This window comes from Chryseolinea lacunae (assembly GCF_016735595.1).
GTDB classification, from domain to species: Bacteria; Bacteroidota; Bacteroidia; order Cytophagales; family Cyclobacteriaceae; genus Chryseolinea; species Chryseolinea lacunae.
Map to the genome: position 1 here is coordinate 467,768 of NZ_JAERRB010000001.1, position 12,875 is coordinate 480,642.

Below are 12,875 nucleotides of genomic sequence, written 5' to 3' on the forward strand. Positions count from 1 at the left end.
ATGTTCTGTTATTTTTGATAAATGATTTTCGTAAGATCTTTCGACGACACCGCGGTGGCATTCATGACCTGCACATAGTTGTTTACCACCTCGCTTTGAATCTCCACGTTCGACAACGGTGGATCTATGGTGTTGATCAGAAAATCGATGGGTCGTGTGGCCGTTTCAAAACCAATCACTTCGTTGAGCGGCGTGGAGAACGGACGGATGTAGCGCGGACTCATCTCGTCATAGAAGCCTGCATAGAACACCTGACCCCACGGACGATAGAAACTAACCTGCGCCTGACTCTCGGACCACCGGTTCTTGGGCCTGGCCTCCGACACAATCACCAGCGGACCAACCCGACGGTCGACCGCCTTCTTATCCAGCCCATAGGCGAAGCCATGAATATCAAACACATCAAAGCCTTCCGTCATGCCATAGTCGGCACTGTAGAGTTCAAGAATACCCCACGCCGCTTTCTGTGCCGTGGCCGAAGTTTCGGAACGCGAAAACTTTTCTGCCAGCGTGTTATACTTACTGGTTTTGAAATAGTATTGAAAGATTTCGCGGTCAGCGGTTTTCTTGATGCTCGTGGCAATGTTAGACACCGCGCTGGATTTCACATCCACAAAGTTGTTGATGCCCACGTAGCGATTCTTGGTGTCGTAGCTGAAGTTGCTGGCCGAGGCAATGCCGGTGTATGTGCCACTGGCCTTCACGCCACCAATCATTTGTGTTGACGCCGAGGTGTTGATCACCACTTTTGCACGCATCACAATCGTCATCTGAACAATTTGATCGTTGGGCAACGCTGGCATCGGAAACGAGAACATGGCGGCGGCATCATTGTAGGTGAGCGGAACTTCCACCGTGGTGGTGACGCCCTTCGACTGATAGGCTTTGAAAATGCCTACCACCGTATAGTTGGTCATATTCATCAGACAAGGAACGTCCTTGGTGATTTCGATATAGCCAAAGGCAGCCTCCTTTTGCAATAAGTAGCGTTGTCGCGCAATGGGATAGGATGCCATCACCGCGCCCTTGAGGTCTGTTATGCACTCGCCCGTCTTGAACGCAAGCTCTTTATATTCCTCCACGTTGTTGCCGCGGTATTTGCAGGGAATCTTGGTCCCGCCTTTTATTTCGAACGCCTGAACCTTGACGCGAATCTTGTAGGGATTCTGAGGATCGAATGCCTTGGCTGTATAGATCGTGGCAAGCTTTGCCTGATCGGTAACCCTGAACTCGCGATTGTTGTCCTTGCTCCAAACTACCGCACCCGTTTTCTCGTCGACCACATCAAACTGCAACAGTTCAATGAGGTAGGTGCGCTCCACTTCATTACCATCGTCGTCTAGCGTGGGGATATTAAATTCCTGACTGATGGGATAGTTGAACGTGGCTTGCGGATCGGCCATGATCGAAACGTTGGTGCCTCCGGGACTCAGCTCGCTGATGAGCGGCACACCACCAAACGGATCGGACTGCGGCACACATTTGTCGCCCACCTGCACGTGGAAATTCATGTTTCCGGAAATCAATCCATTCAACACATCATACTGCCCGTGCAACCAGCCATCGAACCACGTGGGATTGGGCAACCCGGCACGAAGCAACGCTGCCGCTTCCAGGCTCGCGACTGAAATGCGACCCGTAAAGAAAAAGGTGTCAACATATAAACCAAAGGCAAATTGCGCCCACATATACATCTGCCCGTTGGCATACCAGCCGTTGATGCCGGGAAGGTCGTTGCCGCCATTGCATCCCGACGTGATCTGCCGGAGCGCAATATCAAATCCAATTCCCGCGCCCAGCTTCATATAGAAAATGAGAAACTTCAAATCGGCAGGACCATAGCTCATGCTGGCACCAAACGCAAGGCCGGCCCCGGTTTGTGTTTCCGCAGCGCGCGGCCCGTCATATCCTTTTATCTGCGCCAGCACCTGTGGCGGTGGCGGCGGAATGCCAGGGATGCCGCTGTTGCCCATCATGAAGTAGCCATCCACATTGATGAAGTCGAGCACACTCAGGGTCACCCGGTCGGAGGGCTCTCCTACTTTAAAGAAAAATTCTTTTGTCGAACCATTCACGTTGAGGTGAAGAAAGCCGTGGCCGTTAATGATGCTGATGAGGTTCACGTTCACGCCTACAGCCGCGTCGAAGATGTCGTTGGCAAAATCGTAGCTCACAATGCCGGTGCCTTTAATAAACGCTTTGTCGGTTTGCATCAACGGACTGAGCATGGCGGCATCCACCTGCAACTTCATCATGATGGGCGCCATGGTTTTGGCATTGATGGTGGCCTCGAAGGTGCCCGACACCTGGAACGACGAGCCGTCGCTCACGCCCATGATGATGGTGGCCTTGAACCCCGCCGCATTAGCATTGGGTGTGTAAAGGTTGGTGAGGGGTGGTGGTGTGGGACTGTATAAATCTTTTGCGTTGAGCAATGGTTTTTGCGCAAGGTGATAGTAGGCCCCGCCGCCAAATCCAAAAATGCTGAGGGGAATGGGTGGCGAGAGCGCGATGCCGGGAGGCGGCAATTGCAGGCGGGCGTCTACATACCAATAGGAGAATGACGTGTTACCAAACAACACCTGCGCCTTTGCGGAAAATCCGGAAAGAAGCGTGGCCGTGAGACTTCCCCTCACACCGTTGCCAAACTCAGGATCTTTATCAAAAAAATTCACATCACCATCGATCGACACCGGCCCTATCGGTCCTTTCAAACTGATGGCCTTGAATGCAACTTTCTCATATTTCCAATCAGGACGCCCCGCAGTGACACCAACCTTACCCAGAATATCAAATGCAAAATCGGCTTCGGGAATGGAGGCAATATCGCAGAGTCTCACTTTCATAGTGAACCCTATGCCGGCCTGCGTTCCGGCGAACACACCGTGAACATCCTGCAAGCCGATGGGGAAACCCGCCAGCGATTTGTCGGGACTGGCAAATCCGGCCACAAATTTTTCAACACCCACATAGGGAACCACCGTCTGGATTTTCAACTTCTCAAATTCAATGGCCCGGAAATTTATTTTCGACAACGGACTGAGGTCGGCAATGATATCCAGGCTGCCGTTGAGTGTGGCCGATGCAAAAAAATCTTTTCCACCACCGGCCGTCACCAAAATGCTGGAGGTGTTGAGCAGGTTGAATTTGGAATACCACAACGGCACGTCAAGGTCGTTTTTGGGTTTCACCACAAATTGAAACTCAAGCGACCCTGCGGGTTTGCTGAGTGTTGAAGTGTAGTCAAGCTGGCTCTTGGGATTCGTCGTGGACGATCCCGAGATGGGCAGGATAACTTTTCCATTCATGCCGCCCTGCACAAACGAGTTGTTGAGAAAGTCAACACCAATGTTGTCGACCGAATAATACCATCCTCCCAGATCGCCATCGCCAATGGCCAACACATTCACGGCATTTACCGACCCACTAAGCCCCTGGTTGTCGATGATCAGATTCTTGACCGCGGCTGTCAACGGAGGACCGCCGCCTATTTTTTTGATAACGGCCGGAAGCTCTACAGAAAGTGTAGGAAGATAGAAGCCGTTCCAGTCGGGTGTGTTAATGTTTGTCTTTGCTGCAATGACGGGCATGCCCACCGGGTTCGACGTGGACGAGTGATCGTAGGTGCCACTGCCCACTATCGAGAAACCAAAGTCTTCGTTGCCGCTGAGGTAGAACGGATCGATGTTCACCTTCGCCATCCAGTTGCTCCACGACACGGCGCTGGCCGTGAGCGTGGCTTTTACCTGGCTCACTTTGTCGACCTTCTTCACCAGCATGCTGGTCGGGAAAGCATACTCGGCCTGGATGCGCAGTTTCTTGAAACCGTCTTTGTCGAACACCACATAGGTGCCCGAGTCGAGCGGATTCACCGGCATGGCCGTCACACCTTTCAGCATCATGTTGAGCGGAGCGATGTTGAAGTCTGCTGACAGAAACAACGTTCCTTGTCCACACAAGCCGGCGTTGTCCATACAAACCCCGCGCGCACCCAGTGCGATTTTTGTAGCGCCGTCGGGAATGTTCACCACGGTGGCCGCTTCGAAGGTGGCTTGTTGAGGTGTGAACGTGGCGCCTGTGATGGCGATGACGGTTCCGATGCCACCAATGTTTTTATCCAGACCAAGCGGCATTTCAAACCCGGCATTGTCAATGGCCGTGTTGATGTTCGACACCAGCTGCTGCACGTTGGCTTTGAAATATTCATCCAGCTTCTGCGCATCCGACGACGTGAAAGGAACCGACTGTATGTTGGGGGCAGGTGCCGCCGGAATAAAATTCACATCCGATTTTACTTTGGCTTTCACCGTTCCCGCCAATGCCTGGTTGGATCCATTCACCTGCAGATCGCTAAACTCCACCAACAGGGGAATGAGCTTGCTGTTGATCATCGGGAAATTAATTTTGCCACGTCCCTTCAACACACCTGCATCTTCTCTCGACTCCAGCACCGTCATCTCAAACTTTCCGATTTTCACCTTGCTGCCCACAATGGCTTTTGAATTGTCTACCGCACCACCGGGAACGCCTTCCAAACACCCGCACACAATGGCACCGGGTGGTGCTGCATTCATCACCTTAAACACCATGTTGGGGAAACCCGCCGCAGCCGCTTCGCCATAGGTGAACGTGCTCACCTCACTGCGACCACCATTTCTAAAAACCGTTCTGCCAAAAGGATCATAGGCCGTGACCATGAACGCATACTTGCGCCCCAGCACCAGCGTGGGTTGTGCGGGCCCAAACAGAAAAGCATTGCCCGTCACATCCTGTTCAAAAAATGGCGGCACAGTAGAAGATTGCATCGCGTCGTTGATATTGCGTTCGCGGTTAAAGATGTCTACGATCTTCAGCTTGAACATCGTAGACGGCGGCGCCCCCGCGGGGAAACTCCACGTGAACACCACGTTCTGCGGACCATTCACACGAATCACTTCATCAAAGAAAGGTTTGATGAGCATGGGCGGCTCCAGGTTGGTGAGCCGAATCATGTTGCTGCAACCCGAAGGCTCGTCGGTCGACAACGCAATCTCCGGACGGTTGTAGTCATAGGCCCTGGCGCAGATGCGATACATCCCCTCCGGCAAACCGTTGCCCGCACGCAGATCGGCCGCCGACGCGCCACGCACTTGCAACTTGTCGATGTCGAACAGTTCGCGGATGGCAAGTGCGTTCAGCACTTTGGTTTCGCCCGCCTGCAACGTGATGGGTTGTGGTGAACGATATTGCGCACCCGCGCGAACCTCAATGCCATTTTCGCCAATGATCGCACCCCGCAACTGCACCTCGTGGTTGAGCTGCGAGCGCGAAATGAGTGTGATGATGACTTGCTGCGGATGTTCCTGAAAGTAATCGACCTTTGTGGAGTAGGGTGGCGCAACCACCACCGACACCATCACTTCGTTCTGGGCCTGCGCACAAAACGAAACGAACAACGAGGCGAACACGGCCAGTGCCATGTACAGCTTTAGGATGGGCAGCGCGATGATCGGGTGTGAGGCAACCGCTGCAAGGTTATGTTTTGTTTTCATGAGATCATTTTTTAAAAATTGATCATATAGGCCACTTCACCGCGAAACTCGCTGAACCGGGGATTCTCGGGCTGCGACTGTCCGGGATAACTTCCGATGTAGTTCATGTTGGTGTTGAAGCTGTGATGCGTATTGACGCGATAGGTACACTGCAACCCGTCGTTGAGCAGCAAACTGCTTTTGCCCGCAGTGGTCGATTGCATGACGGACACCGACAATCCAAGGGTGAGCTTGTTGTCCAGCATGTTTTTATTTCCACCCAGGGTCACGCCTTTGTTGCCGGTTTCGGTAGTGGCCGAGTTGAGCTTTGCCGAATTGAGATTGACGAAGAGCGTAAGATTTTTCTGCGGCAGAATCACCTGGTAGTTCAGGAACATGTTGGTGGAATTCAGATTGTTGTTGGAAGCCGTAGCGGAATTGAGATCGACTAGGTTCATGTAGTTCCAGGAGAGCAACACGGTGTGGGTAATATTTTCTTTCGCCACCATGTAGCGTGGCATGATGCCGATGTTGCCCGTGGTTTGGGTGATGAGGAACGTATCGGCCACAAACACACGCCCCGGCTTTTGCCGTGTGGTGAAGTTGGTGTAGGTAAGATCCACGCCCAATCGCTCCGTGATAGTGGCCGACACATTGCCCGACCCAATGACGCGGCGACTGGTAGACTCTTTCTGATTCTGAAGATTGTCGCGCTGAAGCCCCAGGCTTCCGGCGATGTGTATCTTTCTGTTCAACAAAGAAAAAGACGGCGAGATGGTGATGTTTTCCAGATCGTTGTTGAAGAAATAGGAGCCCATCGATTTGAAGTCGGGATCGATTCGTTTGTATTGCACCTTCAGCGACAGGTCTTTCACACGATAGCCAACCGCAAAACTGTAGGCACTATAAAATTCCGTAGAGCCGTTGATGTTGATAAACTTGCCCAGCGTGTTTTTCAGAATCTCCGGAATAGAATCGAAGGCGATGGATGATCCGATGTTGTTGGTATACAAACTCAGCCCCGCATCGCCCTCCACAAACAGGTTGTGAAAGGTGTAGGCGCCCGAAAGACCAAACACCACATTTTCGGCAGGACTCACCCGTTGCACTTTGGTGCCCACATCACCCACGCTGGTGCTGTCGTCTTTGGCGTGGATCATGATGAGGTCAAGAAAATTGCTTCCCTTACCGACACCGATCTTCGCGGCATATCCCCTGCGGTTATATTGATAGGCATCGAACGAACCCGACGTGGTGTCGACGGCCGTGGCGCGGTTCAATCGTCCATACATAAAACCAAAGCGAAAGATGCCGGGTGTGAGATCAACACCGCCTCCCAGCATGGTGTGACCGGCCAGCGTATAGGGCGAGTAGTTTATGTTGCGATAACCACCATGAACTGTCACCCACTTGTAGCGCGGACTCATGCCAAACTGATTGAACGGCTGGCGGAACGAACGCTCCTGCTCGCTGTACACAAAGTATAGCGGAATGGTGATCCCATACAGACTCACCACGGGCGAACCTGTCAACACATACGAAAAAGGTTTCCGCCGTTGTGGAATTCCCGACGCGGAATAGAACATCATTCGCGCACTGGCACCACCGGAAATGGTCACCGCTTTTTCTTTCGCGATGTTCTCCAGGTCCTGCGCCGTCACCGACACCTGTGCGCCGGCGAGGCAGATCATGATAAGCAGACTATAGACACTTAGCGTTTTCACGGGAGCATCAGTTTAAATCAATTCGTAGCAAGCGCGTGTTGGCCGCGAGGTAAAGCACATCGTCGATCATGATGAGGCTTCCCGCATAAGGCATGTAGGCCTTCTCGCCAATCCCTTCAATGGGATCGTTCTCCGTGCCGCCACCGGCCACCACATCCACCGAATTGTCGGGCGACACCGCGATAACTTTGTAGGCATAGGCCGAGTTGTCGTCACGGCCGGCATACACCGAAGTGTAGATCGTGCCTTTCGAATCCACCACAACCCCCATGGCATTGGCGAGCTTGAAGGTTTTCTTATGACAACCGTTATACACGTCGTCATACCCTTTCACAAGCGTAGAGACCACGCCCGCGGCCGACACTTTGCGGAGCTTCGGATACTCCTGCAATTCGGTCACAAAAAGATTTCCGTCGCTGTCAATCGCCACGTCCTGCATGTTGCTGAACGACGCCTGCAACGCCGGACCATCTTTGCCTCCCACACTGCCGTTGCCGGCGATGGTGGTTACTTTGCCAAGCGTGTTTCCATTGTCGGGGGTGATCATGCGAATGCGGGCATTGTCCACATCCACCACGTAGAGATTATCATTTTTGTCGATGGCAAGACCGCGCGGGTAGCCAAAGAAAGCTTCTGTGCGCAGGCCATCCTTGAAACCGGGAATGGGCCGTGCATACTGAGGATCATAAACACCGGCATACAACGTTACTGTGCCGTTTGGATCAATTTTACGGATGCAGGCGTTGGCAGCATCAGCCACAAAAACATTTCCCTTGCTGTCGGCCGCTACATCGAGTGGATAGTTGAACAACACATTGCCCGGGTCGTTGCCATAGCCACTCATGCGCCCGGTGTCGCCACCGCCTGCATAGAGTGTTGATGTGCCCGTGGGTGTTTTGCGTTCGATGCGTCCTGAAGTGGGCCGGGCCGTGTAGATATTTTTGGCAGCATCGGCAGCAATGCCTTCGGCGATGTAGGTTTCGCCGCGAAAAAATCCATAGGTATCGGCAATCGTCACCGTGCCCCGAGGCACATTGCTGAACAGCGGTCCAGTGCCCACGGCATCGCCAACACTCACCGTCACCACACCACTGCCCACACGTGAGGGAACGATGGCTTTGAGATAAGTTTCTGACGCCAGATACACCACCGACTGAATGCCGTTGATGCGCACCGTGTTTTTCGCCGTGATGGCGCTAAAGTTTTTTCCGGTGATGGTGATCGTGTCGCCAACGCTGCCACACAACGGCGCTACATCCTGAATGGAGGGCACGGGCGTGGTGGGATTGATGTCGTACTTGCCCGCACACTGCGCAAGCACCAGTAACAAAATTCCGTCGAACACCCTGGAGAACGATTGTCGTGCCCGGGGTGATAATATAGAGAGGGTCTTCATTGTTTTGTATTTTAGATTTTCGCCAACCTATCCCGCACGTCTTCAGACAGAAAGAATCGCGCAGACATTAAATCTCCGTTTTTCAAAAGGCGCAACGATCCCGTCAAATCACTTTTCTGATTTGCGTCGTCGCATAAGCGTGACGACCGTCGTCGCTATTAAGTATTCAGGAACAACCAGTCAGAAACTGGACAGGGCTTCAGAGAAAATTCATTCACGCAATCAACATCAACCACGCAAGGGCAACCTGGTGCATTCTTCACAACATCACTCCCATCATCACTCCACCAGGCCGCGGCTTCGGTCGCGCGCGTTATCTTTCAGGCGCTCAAGGGCAAGTAAATCCATTCTGCACGTAAGGGGTTTTGACAGCGGTGTTCTTAATGCTATAACTCCCCGTAATGACAGCATCTTTTGCCCACGCATTTGGCGCGCCCGCCTGAATGGCCGTGATGGATGCATAGGTTCCATTGGAGGTGATGTCCATGGCAGGGCAAAGCACCACGGGGTCGCGCTCGTAATAGCCGTTGCCCGGTCCCCACTCCCACAGCAACCAGCCCATGTTGTATTTTGCCGCCTCGGTGAGCAAGGCAACATAGTTCACTTCGCCTTCGGTGGAGCAGCTTTTGGTTTCGTCAACACCCTGGCCTGGCCAGCCACCGTTGGCCGCCACTTCGCCCAGCAACAAGGGCACGTTGGCATCGTTGGCTGCTTTAAGTTGGTCGGCAATAAACGCCGGTGTGGCATCAGCAACCTTCGACCAATAGGGATGCGCCGAAATCATGATGTTATGAAGCGGGTCGTGCTGAATGAGCTGCGAGGCCACGGGCACCACCAGTTCCAGGTTCTTTCCGCACTCGGGTGCGTCGATGATAAGCGGGGCGTTGATGCCCGCGTTGCGCAGTTTGGTGATGGCACCTTTGTAGGCCGTCACAAACTGGTTAGCCGTCACGGTGTTGTCGCCGGCTTCGTTGGCCACGTTCACCAGCAGGGCGTGTTCATATTTTTTCACCAGCGCCAGAATGGGCGTGCTCACCCAATAATTCACCACGGCGTCGAGACCGCCGAGGTCGCAGGTGGCGTCGTGCATCTCCACGATGGGGATCATCTTTTCATTCATACAATTCTGGATCAGCAACTCCAGTTGTGCAGGGTCTGTGGCCGCGCCGCTGCTGTAGGTGCGACGCCACACAATGCGCACGGCGTTGGCCCCCGACTTGGCGATCTCCGGAAAGTAGGCCGTGCCGTTGGGATCTTCTTCATCGAACACGCTCATCTTGTTCACGCCCTTCAGCACCACTGCAGCCCCACAGGGGTCGAGCAGCGACTTGCCACTGACGGTGAAGGTGGCCCCGCCTTCCGGCGTGGTGGTCACAGGCTCATCGTCTTTACACGCATACGCAAAAAACATCACAGCCATAAGAGACGACAGGAGCCTAACGGCCACCCTACCCTCCCTTGTTTTTGCATCGGCTCCCGACTTCTTCAAGGTTGCTTTCATAGTGTTGAGAATTTTAGATCAAAGTACGCTTCGATACCAACGGCATTCAATCACCTATTTGGGTCACCAGACAACAGAAAGCGGGGATTTGCGGGTGGGATTGGGGGAAAACGGGGGTTGATTGGTGGTGGCAATCACCACTCACCCCACCTTTGCTTTGGCTTGCGCAGAAGTAATAACCGGCACGATCTCAAAATCGGCAAGATCATTCCAATGGCCAATCCACTCCTGCAATTTCTCTAGCGATTCACTCTCCATAACCTGGAAGCACACGGTAACATCTTCGTTGATCCAACTGTTGATATAGCTGACACCCTCGGGAAGCATGCGACCTTTTTTGTCGAACCGATCGTAGAGGGTTTTGATTTTTCCGGGGTGGAATTTTTCGATGATCATGTATTGCATAGCGAATTCTTTAAACTACGTTCAAGAGCAAACGGCGAGGTACCTGAGAAAACTAATTGCGCCCTTCTTCAACCGATTCCTGCAAGTGCTCAAGATGATCCAGAGCAATCCTTTTCGCATTTTTATTCAACGGCGATTCAATGAATGCTGTTGCCAACGCCAGCCAATCGGGGCGATTGTAGCTCTTTAGAAGGGCGGTGAAAAATTTATATTCCGTGAAATGCATGATACCCGCCGAAAATCTGGCGCGCCACGTTTTTTCAAGACTTGCATCCGAAATATTGTTATCAATTTCGGGAATGCAATAGTTCACTAGCACCTGTTCCAACTCCTTCTCTAATTGAGTTAAATCCGGATAGTCACTTATCCTCCACCACACGTCTTTGTTTTGAGGGAGTAAATAACCTACCCGTTCGTCCCAATGACATAGCTCCACCCCTGGTGTTCCCTTCACGCTGCTGCCAAAGAAATTCGCAACGCGTTCAGATCCAATATAAATATTGATGGTGAACGTTCGCTCACCGGGTTCGTGGCCTCTTTCCTTTTGAAAATCGATTATAGCGCAATTGTTCTCTTTGGTAATATAAAACTTGTTTCCCTTGCGCATGAAACCCCGAGACTTCAGCATTTTTGCTAACGTATTCAACAGAAGTTTATAAGAGTCCATAGTGAGTCGACAAAAGGCTGCGGAGAATAATTCGACTACAAAATAGCCATAAAAAGATTGACCAAAAAAGAAGATGTTTCGTGGTGTTCAAGTATAAATCCCTCACCATGCCCAAGCGAACTCGGCTTCGTGACTACGCTATTTTTGCGGCCATTCATTTACCCGGTCCAGTTTCTTTACACGAACTTCGCATGTAGAGAAATTCCTAGACCTCACGCTTAACGCAGCTTTCCAACGCACGGGTTTCTTCAAATCGCAATTTGATCTTAAAGCTACATTCCAACAGATGCCACAATGACACAAGCCACAACAAACATAATTACACACAAATACCCTAGCGCTTCGGCATATCGGTTACAATATTCAGAAAAGGTCAGTTTTGTTTTACTAAGGCGCCACAACAAATAGCTGACCGGCATGCCAACAACCATAACAACGAAAAGCTCGCCAAGTATCTGATAGAGTATATCCTTCACAACCTTCACAACCTTCACAACCTCTAATTAAGTCCACACAGCCATCCCGTCTTTGAAGCGAGAATTGGGGACCACAAAAATATTCAAAAAAAGCCCTTCTGAAAAATGAAAACTGGTAGATTATTCCGGCAAGAAATTCGGACAAAAACTATCGAATAAGTCATAGCACGCCCACATTTAGCAAAGACGCCAACCCACCCGCGTAGAAAATTTGTATGGCTTAAAAAATACTCTTCTCCAAAACAAACACAACATAATACCTAACACGCGAGGCCACGCTGCGACAGCGCAAGAATAACTGTGCGGCCACCTCGCTTCGCCTGCCCTTGGGTCGAGCGATTGGATTCCTAAAAATAGGCTTCATGACATTGAGGGTTTGCCACAAAGTAAAGCCCCGGGCCTATGGCTGTCAATCACCTTTTTGGGTCATGATCTTGCAAGTAGCAGATTCCCCTTAGACGGGATATTATCTCCACCTGCTTCGATTTTTCAATCAGTGTTTATTCGCCGACCCACGTCTTGACACTTCAACCAATTTCTCAAACGCTTCCCAATCAACCTTCGCCAACATAGCCTTTGCCTCTTCATTCTTCTTCAGCACATAAGGATCGTTCTTAAATCGATTGGCCAGTCTCCTGGACAAAACTTTGGGCATCTTTTCTTTTCTTAAGCGCCTCTTTGTAATTGCCTTCCTCATAATTTTTCTTGTTTGTTACTCTATAAAGTTAAAATGCTTCCACTATAAAACCATCGTAATTTTCATTTTTACGAAACAATTCTGTATTCGTTCCCTTTATCCCATATACGTTAAACTTTCTCTGAATTTCGTCGAGGTTATTAGAGATCAACATGCGATACAATCTCGTCCTGGTGGGTGTATTGCCGTGCGCCACGATCCATACACCCGGATATCGGTCGATAAAAAACTCCACCGACTTCGCCACAGTCATCAGCACTTTGTCTCTATCGCCATTGTCCGAAACACTACTGTGCGTCAATTGTCTTGTTCGCCGTTCAACATCGCCAAGCGCCAAATTAAAAACTACAAAGGGCCGGGTTTTGATCAATGTATACGTGATAACCTTAACAATCCTTCCCCGGGGCCCTTCACTAAAAAACTTGAAGTGCATAAGATCATCACTCGGAAAAAGTGGATAGTACGGTACATTCATATACATCGCATTTAAAATTACACT

General features: G+C 51.3%; 8 protein-coding genes. All 8 read right to left on the minus strand.

Features of this window, described 5'->3' with window-relative positions:
• Nucleotides 1–8: 8 nt before the first annotated feature.
• The 8 genes from JI741_RS01685 to JI741_RS01715 all read right to left on the minus strand — a co-directional run bounded on the left by JI741_RS01685 (nt 9) and on the right by JI741_RS01715 (nt 12,851).
• Entirely contained in the window at nt 9–5,531 is a 5,523-nt protein-coding gene (locus JI741_RS01685) for a hypothetical protein (RefSeq protein WP_202006867.1), read from the minus strand.
• Between the two features lie 11 nt (nt 5,532–5,542).
• Nucleotides 5,543–7,234 (minus strand): hypothetical protein, encoded by a 1,692-nt coding sequence (locus tag JI741_RS01690; RefSeq protein ID WP_202006868.1) that lies wholly within the window; start codon nt 7,232–7,234, stop codon nt 5,543–5,545.
• Nucleotides 7,235–7,241: 7 nt separating this feature from the next.
• Nucleotides 7,242–8,630 (minus strand): IPT/TIG domain-containing protein, encoded by a 1,389-nt coding sequence (locus JI741_RS01695; protein ID WP_202006869.1) that lies wholly within the window; start codon nt 8,628–8,630, stop codon nt 7,242–7,244.
• A gap of 328 nt (nt 8,631–8,958) precedes the next feature.
• The gene (locus JI741_RS01700; RefSeq protein ID WP_202006870.1) at nt 8,959–10,131 is read right to left on the minus strand and encodes a cellulase family glycosylhydrolase; all 1,173 of its coding nucleotides are present in this window, start codon (nt 10,129–10,131) and stop codon (nt 8,959–8,961) included.
• Nucleotides 10,132–10,272: 141 nt separating this feature from the next.
• On the minus strand, nt 10,273–10,536 hold the full coding sequence (locus tag JI741_RS01705; RefSeq protein WP_202006871.1) for a DUF3303 domain-containing protein: 264 nt from the start codon (nt 10,534–10,536) through the stop codon (nt 10,273–10,275).
• Between the two features lie 52 nt (nt 10,537–10,588).
• Nucleotides 10,589–11,203, minus strand: coding sequence for a DUF4304 domain-containing protein (locus JI741_RS01710; protein WP_202006872.1), 615 nt, complete (start codon nt 11,201–11,203; stop codon nt 10,589–10,591).
• A gap of 969 nt (nt 11,204–12,172) precedes the next feature.
• Nucleotides 12,173–12,376, minus strand: a complete 204-nt coding sequence (locus JI741_RS32400) for a hypothetical protein (protein WP_236675830.1) — start codon at nt 12,374–12,376, stop codon at nt 12,173–12,175.
• Between the two features lie 28 nt (nt 12,377–12,404).
• Nucleotides 12,405–12,851: a DUF6934 family protein gene (locus JI741_RS01715; protein WP_202006873.1), complete on the minus strand. Its 447-nt coding sequence runs from the start codon at nt 12,849–12,851 to the stop codon at nt 12,405–12,407.
• Between the last annotated feature and the right edge of the window lie 24 nt (nt 12,852–12,875).